16 protein-coding genes are annotated in these 23795 nt (G+C 60.5%); 6 read left to right on the top strand and 10 right to left on the bottom strand.

What is annotated here, in order from left to right:
* Positions 1 to 10: 10 nt before the first annotated feature.
* Both ASD03_RS08625 and ASD03_RS08620 read right to left on the bottom strand, forming a co-directional pair.
* On the bottom strand, positions 11 to 1015 hold the full coding sequence (locus tag ASD03_RS08625; RefSeq protein ID WP_025429351.1) for a sugar ABC transporter permease: 1005 nt from the start codon (positions 1013 to 1015) through the stop codon (positions 11 to 13).
* A gap of 58 nt (positions 1016 to 1073) precedes the next feature.
* The gene (locus ASD03_RS08620) at positions 1074 to 2552 is read right to left on the bottom strand and encodes a sugar ABC transporter ATP-binding protein (RefSeq protein WP_057210108.1); all 1479 of its coding nucleotides are present in this window, start codon (positions 2550 to 2552) and stop codon (positions 1074 to 1076) included.
* A gap of 301 nt (positions 2553 to 2853) precedes the next feature.
* Here ASD03_RS08620 and ASD03_RS08615 point away from each other — a divergent pair, with 301 nt between their 5' ends.
* The 5 genes from ASD03_RS08615 to ASD03_RS08595 all read left to right on the top strand — a co-directional run bounded on the left by ASD03_RS08615 (position 2854) and on the right by ASD03_RS08595 (position 8883).
* Entirely contained in the window at positions 2854 to 3924 is a 1071-nt protein-coding gene (locus ASD03_RS08615; RefSeq protein ID WP_057212812.1) for an HlyD family efflux transporter periplasmic adaptor subunit, read from the top strand.
* Positions 3924 to 6710: a ribosome-associated ATPase/putative transporter RbbA gene (rbbA, locus tag ASD03_RS08610; protein WP_057212810.1), complete on the top strand. Its 2787-nt coding sequence runs from the start codon at positions 3924 to 3926 to the stop codon at positions 6708 to 6710. Before ASD03_RS08615 ends, rbbA begins: the two co-directional genes overlap by 1 nt.
* A gap of 2 nt (positions 6711 to 6712) precedes the next feature.
* Positions 6713 to 7825, top strand: coding sequence for an ABC transporter permease (locus ASD03_RS08605; protein ID WP_057209922.1), 1113 nt, complete (start codon positions 6713 to 6715; stop codon positions 7823 to 7825).
* A 66-nt stretch (positions 7826 to 7891) separates the two neighbouring features.
* On the top strand, positions 7892 to 8014 hold the full coding sequence (locus ASD03_RS41070) for a hypothetical protein (RefSeq protein ID WP_255569825.1): 123 nt from the start codon (positions 7892 to 7894) through the stop codon (positions 8012 to 8014).
* A gap of 248 nt (positions 8015 to 8262) precedes the next feature.
* Positions 8263 to 8883 (top strand): pentapeptide repeat-containing protein, encoded by a 621-nt coding sequence (locus ASD03_RS08595; protein ID WP_057209919.1) that lies wholly within the window; start codon positions 8263 to 8265, stop codon positions 8881 to 8883.
* Between the two features lie 66 nt (positions 8884 to 8949).
* Here the strand turns inward: ASD03_RS08595 and ASD03_RS40325 are convergent, their stop codons facing one another.
* The 3 genes from ASD03_RS40325 to ASD03_RS08580 all read right to left on the bottom strand — a co-directional run bounded on the left by ASD03_RS40325 (position 8950) and on the right by ASD03_RS08580 (position 10265).
* Positions 8950 to 9204 (bottom strand): hypothetical protein, encoded by a 255-nt coding sequence (locus ASD03_RS40325; RefSeq protein WP_025429345.1) that lies wholly within the window; start codon positions 9202 to 9204, stop codon positions 8950 to 8952.
* Between the two features lie 116 nt (positions 9205 to 9320).
* Entirely contained in the window at positions 9321 to 9842 is a 522-nt protein-coding gene (locus ASD03_RS08585; RefSeq protein ID WP_057212808.1) for a hypothetical protein, read from the bottom strand.
* 66 nt (positions 9843 to 9908) lie between these two features.
* On the bottom strand, positions 9909 to 10265 hold the full coding sequence (locus ASD03_RS08580) for a hypothetical protein (protein WP_057212807.1): 357 nt from the start codon (positions 10263 to 10265) through the stop codon (positions 9909 to 9911).
* Positions 10266 to 10619: 354 nt separating this feature from the next.
* Here ASD03_RS08580 and ASD03_RS08575 point away from each other — a divergent pair, with 354 nt between their 5' ends.
* On the top strand, positions 10620 to 16493 hold the full coding sequence (locus ASD03_RS08575) for an alkaline phosphatase D family protein (RefSeq protein WP_057212805.1): 5874 nt from the start codon (positions 10620 to 10622) through the stop codon (positions 16491 to 16493).
* 27 nt (positions 16494 to 16520) lie between these two features.
* Here ASD03_RS08575 and ASD03_RS08570 read toward each other — a convergent pair whose 3' ends face one another.
* The 5 genes from ASD03_RS08570 to ASD03_RS08550 form a co-directional block, all read right to left on the bottom strand.
* Positions 16521 to 17429, bottom strand: a complete 909-nt coding sequence (locus ASD03_RS08570; RefSeq protein WP_057209914.1) for an SDR family oxidoreductase — start codon at positions 17427 to 17429, stop codon at positions 16521 to 16523.
* Between the two features lie 233 nt (positions 17430 to 17662).
* A complete protein-coding gene (locus ASD03_RS08565; RefSeq protein ID WP_057212803.1) occupies positions 17663 to 19519 on the bottom strand; it encodes a TniQ family protein in 1857 nt (618 codons plus the stop codon).
* Positions 19516 to 20505, bottom strand: a complete 990-nt coding sequence (locus ASD03_RS08560; RefSeq protein WP_057212801.1) for an ATP-binding protein — start codon at positions 20503 to 20505, stop codon at positions 19516 to 19518. The genes ASD03_RS08565 and ASD03_RS08560 overlap by 4 nt, the downstream gene beginning before the upstream one ends.
* Before the next feature lies 1 nt (position 20506).
* The gene (locus tag ASD03_RS08555; RefSeq protein WP_057212799.1) at positions 20507 to 22726 is read right to left on the bottom strand and encodes a Mu transposase C-terminal domain-containing protein; all 2220 of its coding nucleotides are present in this window, start codon (positions 22724 to 22726) and stop codon (positions 20507 to 20509) included.
* A gap of 38 nt (positions 22727 to 22764) precedes the next feature.
* On the bottom strand, positions 22765 to 23598 hold the full coding sequence (locus ASD03_RS08550; protein ID WP_057212798.1) for a hypothetical protein: 834 nt from the start codon (positions 23596 to 23598) through the stop codon (positions 22765 to 22767).
* Positions 23599 to 23795 lie beyond the last annotated feature (197 nt).

Below are 23795 nucleotides of genomic sequence, written 5' to 3'. Positions count from 1 at the left end.
CTCTTAGGGGTCAAAGACCCTGATTGCGTTTCTGGTCGAGCATCACGGCGCCGACGATCAGCGCGCCCTTGAGGACCTGCTGGTAGTAGGATTGGATGCCCATCAGATCGAGGCCGTTGTTCATTACGCCGATGATCAGCGCGCCGATCAGCGTTCCCGTCACCCGGCCGACGCCGCCCGAAAGGCTGGTGCCGCCGATCACGACCGCGGCGATTGCGTCGAGTTCATAGGCGATGCCGGCCTGCGGCAGGGCCGAGCCCGTCCTGGCAGAGAGCATCATGCCTGCAAGGCCCGAAAGACCGCCGGAAATGACGTAGACGAGGAAGCGAATGCGAGTGACATTGATGCCCGAGGTTTTGGCCGCATGCGGGTTGCCGCCGACGGCGTAGATGTAGCGGCCGAAGCGCGTGCGGGTCAGGATCCACCAGGAGGCCAGGAAGACGATCGCCAGCAGGATGACCGGCATCGGGATGCCGAGGATGTTGCCCGTTCCGATCCAACGGAATTCCGGCGTCAGCGCCGGCACCGGCTTGCCGCCGCCATAGATCAGCGTCATGCCGCGCGCCGCAGACAGCATGCCGAGCGTGGCGACGAAGGCCGGAACAGAGAAGCGCGAGACGATGAAGCCGACGATGATACCGCAGGCGACGCCGACGAGAATGCCGATCGCCAATGCGATGAAGAAAGGGTAGGGCGCGCCGGCGATGCCTGCCGTCGCCGAGGTCGTCGCGAAGCTGGCGCTCACCATGCCGGCAAGGGCCACGACCGAGCCGACGGAAAGATCGATGCCGCGCGTCAGGATGACGAAGGTCATGCCGATGGCGAGCACGCCGTTGATCGACGTCTGCAGCAGCACGTTCGAAATGTTGCCCGGCGTCAGGAAATATTCGTTGGAGAGCGAAAGGATGAACGCCAACAGCAGGAAGGCGAGAAAGATGCCGTATTCCTGGATCATCGTGCCGCGGTTTTCGGCATTGAACCAGCTGCTGGACGATTTGTTTTCGATATTGGACACGGTTCTCAGGCCCCTTTGATGTCGGACAAGCGCTTCTGGCGTCGATCTCGCGGGTGGTTCAGGTCGACAGGTGGACGAGCGAACGGGCGTCGGTCGCCCGGCGGTCATAGATGCCGGCGGATTTTCCCTGGCGCATGACCAGGATGCGATCGGACATGCCGAGCACCTCGTCGATCTCCGAGGAAATCATGACAACGGTGCCACCGGCCGCGGTGAAGTCGCAGATGATGCGGTAGATTTCGCGCTTGGCACCGACGTCGACGCCGCGGGTCGGCTCATCGAGCAAGAGCAATCTCGGCTGGCGCAGGAACCATTTGCCGAGCACCACCTTCTGCTGGTTTCCGCCCGAAAGGCCCGAGACCGGCATCGTGTCGCGGGCGGCCTTGATGCCGAACCGGGCGATCATCTGGGCGCTTGCCGCGGCCTCGTCCCGGCGCTTCATGACGAAGCTCGGGCTCATCTCCGGGAGGCTTGCAAGGCAGATGTTGCCGCGAACGCTGTCTGCAAGGTTGAGGCCGCTCACTTTCCTGTCTTCGGTGACGAAGGCGATGCCGCTGGCCATCGCGTCGGCTGGCTTGGTGACGTTGACCGGTTCACCTTCGAGCCTGACGTCGCCTTGCGACGGGCGATCGAGGCCGAACAGGCAGTTGAAGATTTCCGTGCGGCCGGAGCCCATCAGCCCGTAGATGCCGAAGATTTCGCCCCTGCGCACCGAAAACGAGATGTCCTCGATTTTGCCCGGCAGCGTCAGGCCCGAAACCTCCAGGCCGATCTCGTCGGTCGGGTCGTTGGTCTTGATATATTCTTCGCCAAGTTCGCGCCCGACAATCATCTTGATCAGGCCCGGGCGGTCGATATCGGCGAGCAGGCCGCTGCCGACATAGCCGCCATCGCGAAAGACAGTGTAGCTGTCGGCAATCTGGAAGATCTCCGACAGCCGGTGCGAGACGTAGACGACGCCCTTGCCTTCGGCCTTGAGGCGGGCAACCGCAGCGAAGAGGTGCTGAGCTTCCTTCTCGCCGATCGCCGATGTCGGCTCGTCCATGAAGATGACTTCGGCTTCATGGCTGAAAGCCTTGGCGATCTCGACCAGCTGCATCTGCGCAACCGAAAGGGTCATCATCGTCTGGGTTGCACGGATGCCGAATTCGAGCCGATCCAGCAGTTGCTGGGCATCCCGGTTCATCTTCTTGAAGTCGATGCCGCCGAAGCGCCCCGAGGGCTCGCGGCCGAGATAGATGTTTTCGGCGACCGTCATATGCGGGACGGGGCTCAGTTCCTGCTCGATGATGGCGATGCCGGAGGCGAGCGCTTCGGCGGGGTTGCCGTAGTGCACTTCCTTGCCGCGGCGCCAGATTGTGCCACCGTCGCGCTGCTGGATGCCCATCAGGATCGACAGAAACGTCGACTTTCCGGCGCCATTGCCGCCGCAAAGCGCATGAACGGAGCCGGCTTGAAGCTCCAGGCGGCCGTCGCGCAATGCAGCAACGCCCCCGAATGATTTCTTCAGTCCTTCAACCTTCAAAAGCGGTTGCATGGTGTCCTCCCACGCTGCGATGGCGATTTTGCCACCATCGATTTCGACAAAAATCACACGATGATCGACATCTGTCAATATCAGCTTTTTACTTTTGATTTTTTCAATCGTCTTTTGTCAAATGGCAATGCCTGTCTTGAGCCCAATTGACATGAGTCAATGCGATGACCTGCTCCTTCGCGTCTGCTTTAGCGATCCGTTTACGCCGCGGTGACGGTTCCCCGCGCCAGGCCTATTCCCGGTTGTGTTTGGGTGACCGCGGTCTATTGTCGTGGGATGCATTTGAAGGTGGGACGCTGATATGGAAAAAGCCCGGAAGAATTGGCTCGTGATCGGTCTGGTCGTTCTTGCGCTGGCGGGCGGCTACTACGCTTGGCAGAATCTGGATCGCAATGCGCTACCCGCCGGGATCGCCAGCGGCAACGGACGCATCGAGGCGGTCGAGATCGATATCTCGACGAAAACGCCGGGCAGAATCAAAGAGATCATGGTGGACGAGGGGGACTTCGTCACTGCCGGTCAGGTGCTTGCCCAGATGGATACGGTCCAACTGGAGGCCCATAAACGGCAGGCGGAAGCACAGGAGAGGCGCGCCGTCATCGGCGTCGAAGCGGCAAAGAACCTTGTGACCCAGCGCGAGGCGGAAAAGGCGGCAGCCGACGCCGTTCTGGCACAACGCCGGGCACAACTGGACGCTGCCGAGCGGCGGCTCGTCCGTTCCGAGCAGCTCGTCAAGACGAGCACGGTTTCACAGCAGGTGCTCGACGACGACCGGGCGACGGCAGAGGGGGCAAGAGCTGCCGCCAGTGCCGCGGAAGCCTCGCTCGCCGCGTCGAATGCGGCGATCAATTCGGCGAAATCCCAGGTCGTCGATGCCGAAGCCTCGGTCGAGGCAGCCAAGGCATCGGTCGAAAGCATCGTCGCAGACATCAACGACAGCACTCTGGTCTCGCCGCGTGATGGCCGCATCCAATATCGTGTCGTCCAGCCCGGCGAAGTGTTGGCGGCGGGCGGCCGTGTGCTCAATCTCGTCGATCTCGGCGATGTCTACATGACATTCTTCCTGCCGACGGATCAGGCGGGGCGTCTATCGATCGGCAGCGAGGTCCGTCTCGTGCTGGATGCAGCGCCGCAGTACATCATTCCCGCCAAGGTTTCCTATGTCGCCGATGTCGCGCAGTTCACGCCGAAGACGGTCGAGACGGCCGAGGAGCGGCAGAAGCTGACGTTCCGCATCAAGGCGCAGATCCCCAAGGAACTCCTGAAGAAGTATATCCGCATGGTGAAAACCGGTCTTCCGGGCGTTGCCTATGTGAAGGTCGACCCCAATGCTGAGTGGCCGGCGAGCCAGACCGGCACGCTGGTGCAGTGATGGCGGATCCCGACCGGGCCGGCCTGCCGCCGGCGGAGCCCGTGGTTCGCCTGAGCGCCGTCACGCTTTCCTATGGGAAGACGAAGGCGCTGGACGACGTGACGCTCGATATACCCTCGGGCTGCATGGCCGGCCTGATCGGGCCGGACGGGGTGGGAAAATCGAGCCTGCTCTCTCTCGTCGCCGGTGCACGCGCCGTGCAGGGCGGACGCGTCGACGTGCTCGGCGGCGACATCGCCGATGCCGGCCACCGGCGCCGCACCTGCCCGCGCATCGCCTATATGCCGCAGGGCCTCGGAAAAAACCTTTATCCGACGCTTTCTGTTTTCGAGAACGTCGATTTCTTCGGCCGTCTGTTCGGCCACGATCGCGAGGAGCGTAAAAAGCGGATCGCAAGCCTGCTCGAAAGCACGGGTCTGGCTCCCTTTGCGGAGCGTCCTGCGGGCAAGCTTTCCGGCGGCATGAAGCAGAAGCTTGGGCTCTGCTGCGCGCTGATCCACGATCCCGATCTCCTGATCCTCGACGAGCCGACCACCGGCGTCGACCCCTTGTCGCGCCGCCAGTTCTGGGAACTGATCGACGACATCCGCACTGAGCGGCCGGGTATGAGCGTCATCGTCGCAACCGCCTATATGGAAGAGGCGGCGCGCTTCGACTGGCTGGTGGCAATGGATGCCGGCCGGGTGCTGGCAACGGGCACGCCCGGTGAACTGCTTGAAAAGACTGGCGTCGACACGCTCGACGCCGCCTTCATCGCCCTGCTTCCCGAGGAGTTGCGGCGCGAGCATCATGACGTCGTCATTCCGCCGCGCCCGGAAGGTGTTGGCGAGGATATCGCCATCGAGGCGAACAACCTCACCATGCGCTTTGGCGATTTCGTCGCGGTCGACAATGTCAGCTTCCGCATCGGCCGCGGTGAGATCTTCGGCTTTCTCGGCTCCAACGGCTGCGGCAAGACGACGACGATGAAGATGCTGACGGGCTTGCTTGCCGCCAGCGAAGGCACGGCAAAGCTGTTCGGCCGCGAGGTTGACCCGCGCGACATGGAGGTCCGCCACCGTGTCGGCTACATGTCGCAGGCCTTCTCGCTCTATACCGAGCTTACGGTTCTGCAGAACCTCGAACTGCACGCCAAGCTTTTCGGCATGGAGGCCGATACCATTCCTGACCGAATCGAGGAACTTGCGGCACGCTTCGACCTCTCAGGCGTGATGGAGGCTTTGCCGGACGCGTTGCCGCTCGGCGTGCGCCAGCGGCTCTCGCTCGCGGTCGCCCTGATCCATTCGCCCGACATCCTCATCCTCGATGAACCGACATCGGGCGTCGATCCCGTGGCGCGTGACAGTTTCTGGCAGATCCTCGTCGACCTCTCCCGCAACGAGCAGGTGACGATCTTTATCTCCACCCATTTCATGAACGAGGCGATGCGCTGCGATCGCATGTCGCTGATGCATGCGGGCAAAGTGCTGGTGAGCGATACGCCCGCCGACATCATGAAGAGCCGCTTGGCAGCGACATTGGAGGAGGCCTTCATCACCTATCTGGAAGAGGCGATCGCCGGGGCGAAGCAGGCGGCTCCCGCGGTAGTTCGGGCAAAGGCCCCCTCGGAGCCGGTCGTCAAGCCTGAGGCCCCAAAGCGGCCCGCCTCGAAATCGGGGTTTTTCGATGTCGGGCGCATGTTCAGCTATACCCGCCGTGAGGCGCTGGAGCTGGTTCGCGATCCGATCCGGGCGACGCTTGCCACCATCGGCACCGTGATCCTGATGTTCGTCATCGGCTACGGCATCAACATGGATGTCGAGGACCTGACCTTCGCGGTGCTTGATCATGACCAGACGACCACCAGCCGCGAATACATTCTCGAGATCGCCGGTTCGCGTTACTTCATCGAGAAGGACCCGATCACCGACTACGCCGACCTCGACCGGCGCATGCGCAACGGCGAACTCAGCCTGGCGATCGAGATCCCGCCGGGTTTTGCCCGCGATGCGGCCCGTGGCGAAAAGGTCGAAATCGCCGCCTGGATCGATGGCGCCATGGCCAGCCGGGCCGAAACGGTCAAGGGCTATGTCCAGGGGCTGCATGCCCATTGGCTGACCGGCAAGATCCGCGAACGCTACGGCAATGCGGCAACCACCGGCACCTTCAAGATCGAGACGCGCTTCCGCTACAATCCTGACGTCAAGAGCATCGTCGCCATGGTTCCCGCAGTCATTCCGCTTTTGCTGATGTTGATACCGGCCATGCTGTCGGCGCTCAGTGTCGTGCGCGAGAAGGAACTGGGGTCGATCGTCAATCTCTATGTCTCGCCGGTGACGCGGCTGGAATTCCTGGTCGGCAAACAGATCCCCTATATCGCGCTCGCAATGCTCAACTTCGTTCTGTTGACGGCGTTCGCGATCTTCGTCTTCCGGGTGCCGTTTACCGGCAGCCTCCTGACCTGGACGGTCGCGGGACTGATCTATGTCTCGGCGGCGACGGCGATGGGGCTTGTCATCTCCACCTTCATGGCGAGCCAGATCGCGGCGATCTTCGGCACGGCGATCCTGACGCTCATTCCGGCGATCCAGTATTCCGGCATGATCGATCCGGTCTCGTCGCTTGAAGGGGCAGGCGCATTCATCGGCCAGATCTACCCGACCACGCATTTCATGACGATCGCCCGCGGCACCTTCTCCAAGGCGCTCGGCTTCAGCGATCTTGCCGGCGCCTTCGTGCCGATGCTGATCGCGGTGCCGGTGCTGCTCGCCATCGGCACCCTGTCCCTCAAGAAGCAGGCGAGGTGACGATGCGCCTGTCCCACATCTATCAACTCGGCATCAAGGAACTCTGGGGCCTCTGGCGCGATCCGATCCTGTTGATCCTGATCGTCTATTCCTTCACGCTGTCGGTCTATACCGGCTCGACAGCGATGCCGGAAACGCTCAATCGGGCGGCCGTCGCCATCGTCGACGAAGATCGCTCGCCGGTTTCGACGCGGATCGCCACAGCCTTCTATCCGCCCTATTTCGTGCCCCCACAGATGATCACGCCGGCGGAAATGGACCGGCGTATGGACCAGGGCCTCGACACCTTCGCCCTCGACATTCCGCCGAATTTCCAGACGGATCTCTTGGCCGGGCGTTCGCCGACGATCCAGCTCAATGTTGATGCGACGCGCATGAGCCAGGCCTTTTCCGGCAATGGTTACATCCAGCAGATCGTCACCGGCGAGGTCTCAGGCTTCCTCGATCGCCATCGCAGCGAACAGTCACTACCGGTCGATCTTGTTCTTCGTGCGAGGTTCAATGCCGAGCTGAACAAGGGCTGGTTCGGCGCGGTGATGAACGTCATCACCAACATCACCATCCTGTCGATCGTCTTGACAGGTGCTGCCCTCATCCGCGAGCGCGAGCATGGGACGGTGGAGCACCTGCTGGTCATGCCCGTGACCCCTTTCGAAATCATGGTCAGCAAGGTGTGGTCGATGGGACTTGTGGTGCTGTTGGCCTCGGCGGTTTCGCTGGTCTTCATCGTCAAAGGGGTGCTCGCCGTTCCTGTGCAGGGCTCATTCATCCTGTTCCTGCTGGCAACCGCCCTACAACTCTTCGCGACCACGTCGATGGGCATCCTGCTTGCGACCATCGCCGGCTCCATGCCGCAGTTCGGCTTGCTGCTGATGCTGGTGCTTCTGCCGCTGCAGGCTCTCTCCGGCGGCATGACGCCTCGCGAGAGCATGCCCGAAATCATCCAGACCATCATGCTTGCGGCGCCGAACACCCATTTCGTCATTCTGGCCCAGGCAGTTCTTTTCCGCGATGCGGGGCTGGACGTGGTCTGGCCGCAGCTCCTTGCCTTGCTGGTGATCGGCGCCATTCTCTTTGCCTTCGCCATGCGACGCTTTCGGGCGTTCCTGAAATAACCCGTGCGCCGCGGCGGCGACCGCCTGTGGCGCATGGTGCGATCTGTGATTGGACGGAGATCGACCGTGACGGCACCGGGACTGCTCATCACTGTCGAGCTTCAAGGCAAGCCCGACGAGCGCCACCGCTATGTCCGCGCATACGGCGAGTGCATGCCGGAAATCCAGGGCTGGCGCTGGCCGAGCTGATCTCTTGCCAGTGCCGTTTGCGACTGCAGTTGAAGGCTGGAAGTGGCTCGGCGAGCCGCTCCCAACTCTATCGCCGCCGCCGGCTTTACCAGTGAAAAATGACCCTGGCATCGGCAGGTTTTTGGCCGGCGAACGGTGCATGACTGTGCCAGCGACGCGGCGGACGCGGCCCGTTGGCTTGCGCGCCGTGCATTTCCACGCCAGACAGGCGGTTCTGACCCGACGAAGCAAGAGGAGGATCGCCCGACATGACCGACCGTAAAGCCGAAACCGCAGCCTCCAAGTTCGATGCAACGGTGACCAGCGCCGACTGGTATGGACAGACGATCTCTGACCGCAACCACAGCCGGACGCTTTTTGCCGATCTCGATATGACCGAGGCCACGAGCGCCGGCGCCGTCTTCAAGGAATGCACGTTCCGCCGCGCCAAGTTCAATTGCTCGCGTCACGAGGCAAGCGCCTTCATCAACTGCACCTTCGTCGGGTGCAATTTCTATGATGTCGCTTTCAACGCGTGCAAGTTTGTCGGCAGCGTGTTCGAGGCCTGCAAGTTCGACGCGACGAGCATCAAGGGCGGAAACTGGTCTTTTGTCGGACTGCAGGGGGCCGATCTTCGCAGTGCTGATATCGCCGACGTCGTGATGCGCGAGGCGGATCTGACCGGTGTGCGTTGCGACGGTGGATCGATGACTGGCGTTGATCTGTCCGGTGCGGCACTCGATCGCGGCAATTTCATCGGCTGCGATCTGCGCGGTAGCGACATCAGCACGATCGAGCCCGACACGGTGGCCTTGAAGCGCGCCGTCATCACCATCGATCAGGCGGTCATGATCTGCGAGGCCATGGGCCTGGTGGTTCGGGCTTCATGATCCCTGGTTAGGCATGGGAGGCGGTGCGCCGGACCTTAAGGAAGTGTGGTTCGAACCCTTTATGCCTCAAGTCCGTGGCTCGCCGCTCGGCGCATAGACCGTCTTCTGCTTGAAGGCGAAGATATGGCCGCAGCGGCACCGCATCATGTGTTTGGCAGGATCGCTCGACGGGCGCTCCGTCGAAAAGCCCGTTGGCATCTGGTCGATGAGAAAACCACGGGTCCTGCTTTTCGGATCGTCGTTCTCCGAGGCTTCTGCAAAGCCGGACGCCCCACATTTCGAGCATTCCAGTTTTCTCGAATAACGATCTCTCGACACGATTGTCCCAATCCAAAATCAACTCGGCACCCGGACTATAGGAGGCGAGAGGCGCGTTCAAGGCCGTCGACGGAAAACCGCGCTAGGCTGAGGCCGGGTTGACGGCGGCCTGTTGCCGATCAGACAGTATCCTGTCGGCGCCGTATCTCGGCTGCGATGGTCGCCTCGTCCTGCCGGAGCGACAGGCGCCTGGCTGCGGCAAGACCCTGAGTCCAGGTCGACAGCGCGCGCTCCTTGCTGTCGTCCAGCCAATGCGCCAACCCGCACCACAGCCCATATTGCGCCGTACCCACCGGGAAGACCCGGCAATAGCGCGAAAGCTCATGCAGAACCTGGCGCTCCCAATGACCCCATTGCTCGTACTCGCGCGATAGCCCCTCCTCCCGGCCGCGAAACAGCACTTCGACGCCGGAGATGCCGATCAGCGCGCTGTGGGAGGAGGGCCGGCGCATGGCGCGCAGCAGACGAAGCGTGTCGACGGCGGCCTCGACGCTTTCTGCGTGCCTGCCGATGCGGGCGAGCGCCAGCGCCAGCGCACCGCGCGCCGATATCTGTGCGGCAAGATCGACGGAGCCGAGCATGGCCGAGGTGATCAGCCTGAGCACCTCCACCGCCTCGCGCGGTCGATCCATGTGCAGCACGCAGAGCGCCTTGCAGCGCAGGGCCCATATTTCCTGCTGGATGTTCCGGCGTTCTGGCCGCAGGCTCTAACGCGCTCCAATCTCCGCGATAATAGAGCGACCAGAAACGGATGCCCTGCGCATTGCACCAGCGCAGCTGGTCTCCGGCGCTGAGAACGAGCGTCCGAGAACCTCGCCGCCCCGGCTGCAGATCTGTTCGGCGCAGCGGGCGTAGGAGAGCGTGAGCAGTTTCGGGATCTGGTCCAGGCCGTCCTGTCCGCGCCGGGCCAATTGTTCGACGAGGGCCGTGTCGCGCGACACATCCACGAACAGCACCGCGGCCGGAAATGCGACGGCTGCCGGGCGGTCGCCATTGGCGCCGTGGATCCTGCCGAGCAGTTCCAGCGGCAGGAAGCCCTCCAGGAGCGGATCGTTTTTTCCCATGACTTCTTTCTCACGGCTGCAGAAAGACGGAGGAAAGCGCCGGGGCGCCCAATTCGCTCACACGATGGGGTGAGGAGCCTACTACTTCTGGATTAGTGGTTCCCCTCTCACGTATCTGCAGACTTTCGCATATAATTCACCCGGCGCTAAGAGGGGGGCGTCAACCTCAGTCGAAATCAGGACATGGGTCGGAAGGGCCAATGCGGCGCTTTGTGCTCATGTACAACCCAAGGTTAAGTCGATATCTTCTGGCTTCGACGCATGAAATGGATGCGAGCATATTTTGCGGGCGTGGAAAGACCGGAAGAAAGGCGGCTGCGACCGAGGGTGGCGGCACATCTGGTGGAGAACTCTGTGCAGAGAAGCGACATTGGCAAAGGCAGATCGCAGACCGACAAAGGATCGGAGGCCGTCATCGACGAGGCGTTGCGGCAGCTTGCCGGTGAGGTCGGCATGAGCGACCTCGACACGGAATCGAAAACGGCCTGGATATCGCAGGGATTCGAACGGTTGGTCGATCGTGTTCGCAAGGCGCCCGCCAATGTGCACTTCGATGTCCTGATCATCGGCAGCGGGTATGGCGGTGCCGTTGCCGCATCGAGCTTCGCCGGTCGCATGCATGAGGGCAGGCCGATCTCCGTTGGCGTGCTCGAGCGCGGGCGTGAATATCTGCCAGGCTCGTTTCCGACAGGGCTTGGTGAATTGCCGCGCCATATTCGCAGCGACAACAACAAGGAGGGCCTGATCGACATAAGGATCGGTGCGGAGGTCGTTACCGTCGTCGCCAATGGCGTGGGCGGCGGCTCGCTGATCAATGCCGGGGTCATGGAAACGCCGCTGCCAAGCATATTCCATAGGGGATGGCCAGCGGCCCTCAAGGACCTCTCGGTCTGGAAATCCTATTTCGATCGCGCCCGTGATCTGCTCGGCAGCACCATCATGGGCACCCCAAACACCATTGCAAACCATGTTGATGGCGTGCCGCAAAAGTTTCGCTCCGTTCGCTCCATCGCCCCGGACGGCAATTTCCGCCCCGCCTCGATCACGGTCGCGATGAGCGACACCGTCAGTTCGGGCAATGTACGCCTTAACAAATGCGTGCGCTGCGGCGATTGCGCCACCGGCTGCAATGGGGGTGCGAAGAACTCGCTCGACGTCAATTTGCTGGCGCGGGCACACGAGTACGGTGCGGAAATTTTCAGCGGTGCGACCGTGCTGACCATCGCCAGGGATGGCGAGGCGGGCTGGATCGTCAACAGCGTCTACACCGACGCAAAATTGCGAAAGCGCGACGGCGGGACGGTGCCGATCAGGGCGCGCAAGGTCGTGCTTGCCGCCGGTACTCTCGGCTCCAGCGAAATCCTGATGCGGTCACGCGGATTGGGCCTGCAACTGCCCGACAAGAACCTCGGAACACGGTGCTCGACCAATGGTGACATGCTGGTTGCCGACTATGCCACTACAGCCACTGTCAACACTGTCGCGGATGAAACGGTCAAACCCTCGGCCCGGGCGATCGGGCCGATGATTACCGGCGTGATCGACCTGCGTGCCTCCGCCGGTGTCATGATCGAGGAAATGTCGGTGCCGGCCGCCCTGCGCATCGCCTTTGCCGAGGTTTTTGCCACGCTCAATACGCTGCACGGCCTCGCCAGGCATGACGGCAGCCGTCACCGGCCGGGGTTTCCGGATGACGATATCTACGCAGTGCCGCCGGCACGCATCGGCCACTCGGCCCTCTACGCCGTCATGGCCGATGATGGCGCGGCGGGCCGGATCGAGCTCGACGGCGATCTCATCGCGACCGATCGCGACGGCATCGCGCGGATCCGCTGGGACAAGCTGCAAGGCCTGCCGATCTTCGACAAGGAGATCGAGGCGCTCGCGGCGCTGACCAAGAACTCAGGTGGCCGCCTCATCCCCAATCCGGTCTGGAAACTGTTGCCGGCCGATCTGACCTGGCTGCTCAAAGACCAGCGCGGACCGTTGGCAACCGTCCAACCGCTTGGCGGATGCGTGATGGCCGATACCGGCGCGGACGGTGTGGTCGACCATCTGGGGCGCGTCTTCACATCGGCGGATTCCGATGCTGTGTATGACGATCTCGTCGTGCTCGACGGATCGATCATTCCAACGGCCCTTGCAACGAACCCTGCCTTGACGATTACCGCGATCGCGCTACGCGCGGCCGAAACGTTGGCGGACGAGTGGGGCTATGCGGCGGCCGAAGCCCGGCCCATGGGTCCACCACTGGTTCGTCCGGTCTTTCGCAGCACCGACGTCGCCGCACGGGCGCAGTCGAGCGAAGTGGAAATCACCGAACGGCTTGTCGGCCCCATTCGCCTGACGCCCACTGATGGGGTCGAGGAAACCCGGATCGTCGAGCTGACCATGCGGTTTACACCGACGAGACTTGGACAATTGACGCCGAACAATGGCGGACATCCGATCCTTCGTGTCGCGACCGAAGTGCCGGATCGCGCCATCAGAAGCCAGATCCGGATCTTCCCTCGGGAGGTCTGGGAAACGCTCGAGACAACCTGGTTGCCTTTGCATGTGAAGGAGCAGCGACTCGACGCCGCCGTCGAGTTCAGCGCGCCGATTTCCGGCAGCCTCAGGATATTCGAGCGGCAGGAAAGCACGTTGCTTGGGCGGGTGTGGCGTGCCGGCAAGGCGTGGACGCTGAACCGGGGCCTTCGCGACGGCTACCAGGCTCTTGTCGATGGGGATGACGGCCCCGGTATCTGGTCGCGGCTTAAATCGGCTTTTGCGATCGCCAGCCGCTCCGGCGAGATCAGGGCGCTCAGCTATGATCTGACCATTGGGCCACGGGACGTCGGCGGCAAGATCACGCTTGCTGGCAACCGTATCGTCGGCACCAAGACCTTCACCTATGAGAGGCGCTGCAACCCCTGGCGCCAACTCATGGAGGTGAGGCTCGACAGGTTTCCAGGCCTCAGCGCTGACAGCGGCGAGCGCGTGCTGAAACTCGATGTCGGCTATCTCGCGCGGATCGGCCTGCCGTTATTCCGGATCGTCAATCAACGCGATGGCGCCAACACCATCGGCGAATTGCTGACATTCTTCGGCTTCGTCACGCGGCTTCTGCTTGGTCTGCACATCTGGAGCTTTCGTTCTCCCGACCAGGACAAGCGGTCAAGCGAGGCGATCGTCAACCGCCTGCCGCCGACCACCCTGAAGCTGCCTGGCGGCGCATCGATCACCGCCGAACTGCACCGCATCGCGCTTGCGCCCGAACGGCCGGATGGCGGAGGCAACGACATCCCCGGCGAAGTGCGGCTGACGCGCTATCGTCATCCCAACACCAAGAAGCGGCCGCTGGTGATGTTCCACGGCTATAGCGCCAGCGGCACGACGTTTGCGCATCATGCGGTCAACCCCAACTTCGCCAGCCATTTCTGGTGCACCGGCCGTGACATCTGGATCGCCGATCTGAGAACCAGCGCTGGTCAGCCGACCGCGACGCAGGCCTGGAGTTTTGACCAGATCGGCAATGTCGACGTGCCGGCAGCCCTGAAGACGGTGGCGGCGACGTCGCCGGACGGAACGGTCGACGTGATCGCCCATTGCATGGGAACCGTCGTTTTCAGCATTGCCGTCTTGAACGGCCATGCGACCGGGCTCGTCAATCGCGCGGCGTTCACGCAGGTCGGCCCGCTCGTGGTCTTCGCACCGGCCAACATCTTTCGCGCCTATGTCGTGCGCTATCTCATCGATTTCCTGCCGGACTGCTACAGCTTCAACCCGAAGGAGCCGACACTGGCCGACGATCTTCTCGATCGGCTGCTGTCGACACTGCCCTATCCCGTCGAGGAATTCGACGTCGAAAATCCGCTATGGCCGACGAAACGAACGCCCTGGACGCGGACGCGGCACCGCATGGACGCGCTTTACGGTCGCGATTTCAACGTGCGCAACATGGAGCCCGAGATGCTGCGCTATATTGACGAGCATTTCGGTCCGCTGAGCCTGTCGACGGTGTCGTCGACACTGCATTTCGTGCGCTATTCGACGATGACGGACTTTCATGGGCGCAATCGCCTGGTATCGCGCCAGAATCTGGAAAAGCACTGGTCGTTCCCGACCTTCAGCGTGCATGGGGCGGAAAACGGCCTGTCACACATCTCGACCGTTGATCGCATGCGGCAGATTTTTGGCGATGCCGGTCGGGTCTATAGGCCTCCCTTCGTCAACCCGGGCGCGGGGCATCAGGATGCTCTGGTCGGAACGACGCGTCATGCGACCTTGCAGCAGATCCAGCAGTTTCTCGACGCCGACATACCGACGGGTGCAATCAAGGCCGACAGCGAAAAAGTGGTCTATCCGCCCTGGATCGGTCCGATCCTCACCGAAGAGCGCCCGAAGACCCCGGCGCTGGTGATCCGCCTTGGTTCGGCGCCCTCGCACCGGGCGACGGAAGCCGCATTGTTGCTGCGCATCCGGCTGGTCAACGAACGTATCTGTCGACCGGATGATGCGGCGAAGCCCTGGGATATCCAATATCTCATCGAACACCTTGTGGCCTATACCTCCAAGGCGCTTGAAGACGATGGCTGGGACGCATTCGAAGCCCCGCTGCCGGCCCGCATGCCGGGCAACGCTGGTGCGGATCGCGGCAATGCGCTTCTGGTCCTGTTGGTCTATGACGAGGATGCGGCGTTGGCGGCACCGGACTTCGAGCATGAGGAGCCACCGCCGCCGCTTGAACCCATTGCGGCACCACCGCCGGTGATCGTGCTGCGCGAGACCGCCGCTCCGCGTGATCCGATTGCTGGTCTTGGCGGCGGGCTGTCGTTGCCGACCTTCGATTTCGACAGGCATCTGGCACAGCCCGGCCGTGCCGGGCAGGGGCCAGCCTACGGCTATTTCGTTGCCGATATCGCGAAGAAGCAGATGCGCCGGCTGGATCCGACAGGTGCGGGCAATGCCGCGAGCAAGCAGGCGATCGCCTTTGCCTTCAGTCGATTTGAAGAAATGGCCGTCGCTGTGGAGCGTGCGCTCGCCTTTCCCACTCCGAATACAAAGCGGCAGGGTTTCATGCAGGCAGCGCCTCTTCCCGTTGTCGAACAGGATTTCGACTTGAGGGACGGCGTCATTCCCTACGATCCGCCGGTGCAGCCGCCCCTGGAACCGACGCCGAACGGCACCAGTTTTACGCTGTCGTCGTGCCAGTATCCGGCCGGATTTCTCGACGAGGCCGTCGCCTACCATTCCTATCGCCGCATCGGCGAGCGGCTCGAGGCCAATGTCGGCATCAAGCCGCGCTTCGCGCTTTTCGTCGGCGACCAGGTCTATGTCGACCCGACAGCGGGCCTTTATGACCCGACCCGGCGGGACGATCGATATCGTCTGCCCTATGAAGCCTGGCTCAACCAGCAAAGCGTGCGCAACGTGCTGCGGAAGATCCCGTCCTTCATGCTGCTTGATGATCATGAGATCGACGACAATTGGGAGCCGATTTCCGATCCCGACGACGATGACAACGCCGAAAAGGTGACGCGGGGCATCGAAGCCTACAGGAAGTATCAGCGCGGCATGCATGCCAAGCTCGAGATGTTCGATTTCGACGGCTTTCATTTCTTCATGCTCGACACACGGACGCAGCGCACACACCGCAAGGTCGGCGACGGTCTTAGGACGGCGGCGATGATTGCGCCGGCGACGATGGACAGTTTGAAGCAATGGCTGTTGCTGGCGCCCGCACCGAAGTTCGTGGTGTCGCCGGTGATGTTCCTGCCGCGGCATCGGCGCGCCATCCAACGCGACCGCAGCCTGTCGTGGACGAACCTGAGTGCGCTGCATTCCGACGGCTGGGACGGTTATCCCAACACGCTTCGCGAGGTGCTTGCCTATATCGCCGAGAACCGGGTCGAGCATGTGGTGTTTCTCTCGGGCGATGAACATCGAGGCTGCATCGCCACCGTCGATCTATGCGATGAGGATGGCTCTCTCATCACTCGTCTACACTCGATCCACACGGCGGCGATGTTTGCGCCCTATCCCTTCGCCAACGGCATCGACGAGGAGATCGTCGACAGCGAGGCGATCGAGATCCGAAATGGTGCGAAGACCTACCGCTGCGTCGTCAATGCAACGCGCCCGGCGGCTGGAGACGGGGCGACATTTCTGCGTGTGCGTGCCGCTGCCGCCGGTTGGGAACTCGATTGCGAGTTCGGTGACGGTGCGATCCAGACACTGACGATCTGATCGCTGGACGCCTTCGCGTGAGATGTTTCAGCGATAGCCCGTCGCGTCGGCGGGCTTGTTCTGCTCCATCACCTCGCGCATGTAACGCCAGCAATCGGGGCGCGAGCCGTCGAGGTCGGTGAAGCCGTATTCCTGGGCAAGGCTGCCGCTCGACAGCGATTGCCCGTTCCACCGGGCCTTCTGCGGATCCGCGGCCAGCGCCGCGATGGCGCGGCCGACGAAGCGTGGACTTTCGGAAATGACGAAATGCGGCTGGATCTTCGTTGCCTCTCGCCAGGTTTCTTCCGTCACTTGGAAATGCTCCAGCATCATTTCAGAGCGCATCCAGCCCGGGGTAATCGAGATGGCCGTGGCGCCGTACGGTTCCAGATCCTTGGCATGTGCCCAGGCCATGCGGTTGGCCGCGACCTTGGCGAGGTCGTAGAAGGGCGAGAGCCGATAATGCTCGGCATTGTACTCGGCCGTTCCGTCCGTCACCTCGACAAGCAGCCCGCCGCGATTTTCGATCATCAGCGGCAGGGCATGGTGGGCGGTGATCAGATGCGTGTCGATCGCCAGGCGCAACAGCTTCAAGCCGTTGTCGAGATCATGTTCCCATACCGCCTTGTTCCATTCGAACAGGTTTTCTCCACCCCAGACGTCGTTGACGAGAATGTCGAGCCGACCGTGCTCGCGCCGGATGCGTTCGATGAGAGCCTTCACCTGCGTGGATTGCAGGTGGTCGACCTGCACCGCGACGCCTTCGCCGCCGAGTTCGCTGACGAGTTCCGCCGTCTCCTCGATGGTTTCGGGGCGCTTGTATTCCGACTGCTGGCTTCTCGTGGTGCGGCCGGTGACATAGACGGTTGCGCCCGCCGCACCGAGTTCGGCGGCGATGCCGCGTCCGCCGCCGCGAGTGGCGCCTGCGACCAATGCAATTTTTCCCTTGAGCGTCATATTTTCCTCCATCGGTGATCGAGGCCATCTGGTGAATGCGCTCCGTTGATTCGTCGCTAGAGGCATTCTGCGTCATTGATTTCACTAGTGTTTCACAGACACTAGTGAAATGCTGTGGGCTATTCGCTCCGTTAGATATGTCCGCTATCGGCGCCGGCTTCCACACAGGTCAAAAAAAATGGGCCCGCAAAGCGGACCCATTTTTGTTTTCGATCATCAGAATAGGCTGAATATTATCCGGTGATGTGACGCACATCCTCAATCCGATAGTATCGGGAGTCGCCCCCGGTAACTTCAAAGATTGGTTTAATGCCACGGGTTTCCAGGCTTTTGCGCAGGTTGCCACGGAATACCTTGGAACGAGACGAAAGCTCCGCCAAGGACACGTAATTCACATTGAACGTTTCCAACGATTGAGCACAAACGTACGCTTGGCGGCTGCGTGTGAGGGGATTGAAGCCTTCAACCAAGTTGAGATATCCGAGGCGCACAAGTTTGCTGACAGTTTGGCTCCGTGTCTTCAACAGCTCTGTAGCCCGTGTGACACCGATCAGACCAGGGGTCTCGCTAGTCCTTTTGCCAGCTTCCTGCGCGGTAGCATGACGCTTTGCGTTGATATGCAAAAGAACTTCGGCCGGGTCGACTCCGAGGCCGTTGATAAGGCTATTGGAGTGAACCCGACGGAGTGATGTCAGCTTACCGTCGACTGCAAGAGCGATGATTTCTTCAATGGTGCAGCGGGCCAGCTTTGCAACTTTGGTCAGGCTTTTGATCCGTTCAAGATCAGCTGATGATGCTTCGGGTGCATAGAGCTTCGCGCGGAAGGCTTCGAAGTCGGCTGGGCAAATACGCGAATATGTCCGGGCGTTGTTGTTGCTGAATTTCTCAACACGGGGAATAAGATCGGCCGCCAAGATCGCCCTCGTCCGCTCCAAGGTCACGCCCATTGTGTTTGCAAGATCCCGAGCGGTCATCGTATCGAGAGCTGCAGAAAGAACCTCGTGTCCCTTTTCGGCGTTGAAATAAACGCGCCCACTCGTCAACTCGGATGGCTGGGTAAGACCAGCTTCTACAACGAGCTGATAGACGCGATCCTCCATCAAATTGTACTCGATGCTGGCCGAGCGCACCGAGTGAAGATGCCGCCGACGGGTAGGTACGACGAAAAGATCGTCCTTGCCGATTGGTAGGTAGCGTTCTGCAATGCCTTGGAAAAGCTCCACCACCGGTGAGAATTCTTCCTTGGTATGGTTGCGGAGAAGCCAAGAGCGCAGTTTCCCGAAGAACGCTTTCATCTCCACTGCGGGCGGCGTTTCGCGCTCGATCGCCGAGGCAATAGTTTCCTCAATCCGCTGGGGTCCTTGAGACGCGTCCAGGAATCCCGTCTCAACGGCGGTCAAGTCGGATGGCGTAAGGTTTTTCTGGCCGTCGGGTCGATGCTGAATTTTAAAGTACCCCAAGTTGCGACAGAGATCGACAGCGACATAGGTTTCGAGACTGTCAAGAAAGGGGTTGCTTTGTTTGCCTTCGATCCGTGCGGCGACGTATTCATCAACTCGCATTGCGCCGACTTGCAATACAGTTGCTGCCTCCTGTTTAATCGCACGCACGCTGTCAGCAACGAAGCGCGAGAAATCCCCCTCTGCAGGCCCAATCGCTGGGGCTTCGACAAGTTGGCAGCGATGAACGAGGCAGCCTTGGATCGCGCGGGTCATCCAGGTAGCGCGGACGTACGGTCGGGCATACGGTCGGCCCTTGCCTTGATCCAAATCCATCAGCACGCATTTTGGGCAATAACGATGATTGCGTCCGATCCGCGTTTCCCGGTTCATTGAAGCCAGCCCAAACCTCCATGCGTAATGTCCTAAGTTCTTGATGCTGTAGGACAGCAAGAGGCGTGGTTCGACGCCCGACCAGTCAGCGAGCATCGCAATTGCCTCAGGGGTGCCTGAGCGGACGGCGTTGGCGTTCGTGTCAGTGAGAGCTAAGAACTCGCCCACAGACGAGTATCCATTCGTGATTGCCAACCGCGAAAGCAAGCTCATACGCGTTTCGTCCGAGTGAAATTCTACGACAACGGGAAGCGTCATTGTGCGACCTTTCCACCACGCTTGGGCTTGCCGGGAACGAGGTCGATAAGCGCGTTGCTTCGGTCGAGATTCTTCCAAGACTTTGCGCTGATGATGTTGTCGGCAGCCAAACTGCCGGTAACGCGTCCGTACACAAAGGCAAAATCTTTTGGTTGAAGCTGCTTGTGGTTCTTCGAAAGTGCTTTGTATGACGCGCCGCGGATCATTTCGATCATGGTGCCGACGCCGCCATCGGTTGCGAGTACCAATCGACCCAAGAAGTCATCCGTCAGGAGCGACGGAGCAAGCTTCAGCTCGCAATGGTCCGTTGCGATATCAGAAAGAATCTTCTCGATTAGAGGTTTGTCGCCTGGAAACAGCAGCTTGCCAAAGCGCATCACCTGCGATCGATTAGCCAATTGTTGATCACCGGTGAAGAGCGCAGCAAGCTCTGGGACGCCACTCAGGACCAAGTGCAGAGGCCAGTTCGGGATCGAAAGAAGGCTCTTGAAGCGATCCTGGAGCCCCCTTACCGCAGCTTCCGTATTGCTCTTCTTAAGATGCTGTGCTTCGTCGAGATGCACCAGCATGGTACCACGCGTACGAAGTTGTTTCTTGAGCATTTCGTAAAGGTCGTCTTCACTCGCTTTGTTGCTTGCCGGCAAGCCGAGTGCATGGAGAAGATGGATCGGCAGATCCTTCGTTGTAGACGTGCGTGAAATCTCGCTGCTGATCATGGGGATCACCGGCTCGTTGAATTCGTTTTTGTACGGCTTGAAGGCTTCGAAACTGTTGAGCACATTGTTGAGCGAGGTCGACTTTCCGGTGCCAGACTCACCAATCACAGCGAACAAGCGGCGGCGACTTCCGCCACCTGCCAAGCAATCCTGGGCATGCTCCCAGAATTCCTCCAGCCGAGCGCGGAGGCTCTCGCTGCGCTGGATGGAAACGTAACGCTGGTCTTCGCGAACACGAAGGCTGCGCAGTTCTGCGATTTTGCTGTCCATATCAATAGTCCTCTTCGTAGTCGGCAAAACTGGATGCGAATTCCTGATGGTCCGCAGCATCATCGTCTTCGTCGCGCACTTCTTCGTGGGCCTTCTCGAACTTGTCCTTGCTGAACAACTCCGGGCGGTTCACAACAGTCCCAAGGTGAAGTGGATCATCGGAAAGCGGGCCTTCCTGGAGCAAGGGAGGGGTGTCTTGGGAGGCCATTGCATTCCAGGAGCCAAAAACCTCACTCTCCCATTTCAGGAAGTCGGCAGCTGTAGGGATGCGTGGGGACAGCCCGGCGCGGAGCGTTGCCGCCTCGCCAATCTCACGAAGGCGGTTGATCGCTTCATACATCACCTTCAGGCCCTGTTCAGCCGCGGTGGCGTAATGGGCACGCAACTCGTTTCGAGCGGCGATCCACTCGGCGAGGGTCACACTGTCGTCGAGCCCGACAGTATTGCGAGCGACGAACCACCCCTTTTCCGTTTTGAATGCAACGTGACTGATGCGCTCCGGATCAAACTTGATCACGACATTGGTTTCACCGTATTTCGTGCGCATGCGCTGAAGTTCGGGATCATCGAAAGTGATGCCCATGAAAGTCACTCCGTAGGGGGTAATGCGGCGCTCGGTCTTGTAACCGAAAATTTGCAGCATCTCGGCCGGGCCAGGCGGATAGTCGATTTCGTACTCCTTGCATGCCTCGACCCATGCATTGTGAGGCGTGTTGCCGCCCAGACCGTCATGAGGCTTGTTGTGATAGATGTCGCAGATGGCAAAGATGAAGATTTTGATGAGTTCTTCGACCAGGAGCGAGGAATGCTTCTGCGGATCGTAGTCACCTTTGGCCACTACGTTATGGAACGTGCGTCCGTCGAAGTACGGTGCAACAAGCATGCCGATGGTGTGAAAGACCCGCTCGATAAAAGGACGGCAGGCAGGCTGCCCTGCAGGAGGGCGGGTAGCTTCGATCCTTGCCAAACGAAGAACATTCTGGGTCTTGGCGGCGATGAACTCAGCGCCATTGTCATGGCTAATGAACCATGGCCGGATTTTCCCGATCCAAGGCGTCTGTGCGCCGACATGGGTCGAGAGATGCCGCTTGTCTGTCATGATCATGCGGATGGTCGCGACAGCTGAAGCACCGTTCGGGCTCAAACTTGCCTTGAATGCAAGCATATAACGCGCAGCGACATCCATGGCCGCGCCAAAGTAGATGCGGACACGCGGGATTTTATCCTGAATGTCCGGCGGCAAGACATTCCAGATACCCGTCTCGACCAGCAGTGACATCAAGTCGACGTTGACGAAGTCCATCTCGATGCGCTGCCCGGGGGCGACCACATGGAAGCTACGGCGGATCGCCATGAACTTGCGGATCGCGTATTTTTCACCAAAGCGGCTGGCTACGACGTGGAAGGCATCGAACTTGCCAATCATCGCCTCGAACTTTTTACGCGAGACTTTGTCAAGTTGGCGGTGACCAGGAAGGCTTTTGTTGTGCTCCTGGAGAGCGGCAATGTATTTGCGGTAGGTGTTTGCTTTCGTCGGGCGAGCACGATCCAGATAAGCGCGAGCCTGCTCGTGAGCGAATGCAATGGATGCAGGCTTATAGGTAAACAGCTTTCGACCGGGCCCATGGTGACGGGGCACGAGCGCCATCACGTCCATGTCGCATCCGTGGTAGGCATCATACCAACGCTTGAATGTCTTGGCTGACGGGCGTTTGTAGGTCTTCAGGTTGGTTACTTGATCGGCCCGTCCGCCGACAGCTTCGCTGTCGAGGTCAATCGCTTCGTTGATCAGTTCTTTGCGCCACTTCGCAAGATACGGCTTAAGCACCTGTTCTGAGAACGGAAGACGTTTTCCGAGCTGCTCGCATTGAGGTCCATAACGGAGCACCATCTGCTCGCGCCACAGACTCACCGACCGGTCTTTTTCAGAAACGTCATCCAGTGTCTTGTCTCCGTGGACAGCGCGAACCGCCTGCTGAGAGACACTGTTGTAGCCGTACCTGACATCCGCCTTGTTGTTGTCGAGGGCGGAGTAAATCTCTGCGTGGGACAGGAAGACCTTGCGCTCAGAATCGCTTTCGGCTTGCATCATGTAACCGACTGCATCGCGCATGATTGGGATAAAGCACTCATTACGCCGTTTGCATTCGTAGCGGTCGTCGCGGTTCATCGCGACCAGAGAATGAAAGAATTGACGGGAAGGTACGGGACGAAAGTCCATTGGAATAACCTTTCTACAAAATACGATAGGAAGAAGATTCAGACGCAACGCAGCCACGTGAGTTCGTCGATTCGCCCGTGCGAGAGAGGGGTGAGCAGACCGAGATCGATAAGGCGCCAGATAGCCGTGCGCCGTTTAGCTCGCGGTCCGCACCCCACGAGCAACTGGCCGAACCGGAATGTCCCGGGCAGCTCCCGCACAATTTCGTAGAGCGCGGTGCACTCGTTTTCGTCGTGGTGATTGCGGGACGACAGCACGAAGTACGCGTTCTCGAACGTCTCATGGGTTGCCACCGCGTTGGTTACCAACGCGACTGCATCAGCAATGCCATGGGTACGGCTCCCGTCCTTGTTGACGCCGGTAATGCCGTTCGCACAGACAAGTTCAAGGAGCTCGATCATCTCCTGGCGCTTGCGCTCGTACTTCACCGCAATGGCAATTTGGGTTTCATCTGCCAATTCAATGAAGTAATCGAAGGTATGGTGCCGGAAGACGCCGTGCACATCCGCATACTCGACCTTTGGGTATTGCGAGATGATCCTCGTGACGTTCCGGTAGGTCTGCAGCGCTGTGCTTACGCGATGCTCAAGTTCACTTTCGTGGTAGACGATGGTGTCACGGTAGAAAGTGTGACCTCGAGCGGTTTTCGCTTGCTTCAGCGCTGGCACCCGAACGGCTAGGCCATGGTCGGGCTCCAGCCAAGCGCTTGTCGGCCGTTCACCCCACTCCGTGTTGGCCGCACGGTAGCTGGCGAATAGTGCAGGCGGTGGCAGCGAGCGGTCAGAGGCGATCGGGTTTGCCGGGAAAGACAAATCCTGCAATCCCGCACGTTTCAGGTAAACGTGCTTGGTGATTTTGTGGGTGTGACGCATTTTCGTGCTCCGAATTTCGACACAGCTTCGCCCTCGGGCAGAAGCCCTGCCGAAGTCGTCAGTTGCTTGAAAAGGGGTTTTGAGGCGCTAAGCGCGGAGAATCGTCAGTAGCAACCGAACGCTTTGAGGCGATCTCCTGCCGCCGGGAAGAAGTAATCCTCCACGTCGGTAAGTATGAGAGCTTCAAGCTCGGGGAT

This window comes from Ensifer sp. Root127 (genome assembly GCF_001425225.1).
Taxonomy (GTDB): Bacteria; Pseudomonadota; Alphaproteobacteria; order Rhizobiales; family Rhizobiaceae; genus Ensifer; species Ensifer canadensis.
Note: the sequence above shows the minus strand (reverse complement) of the source record. Positions and strands in the feature narration are given on the sequence as shown.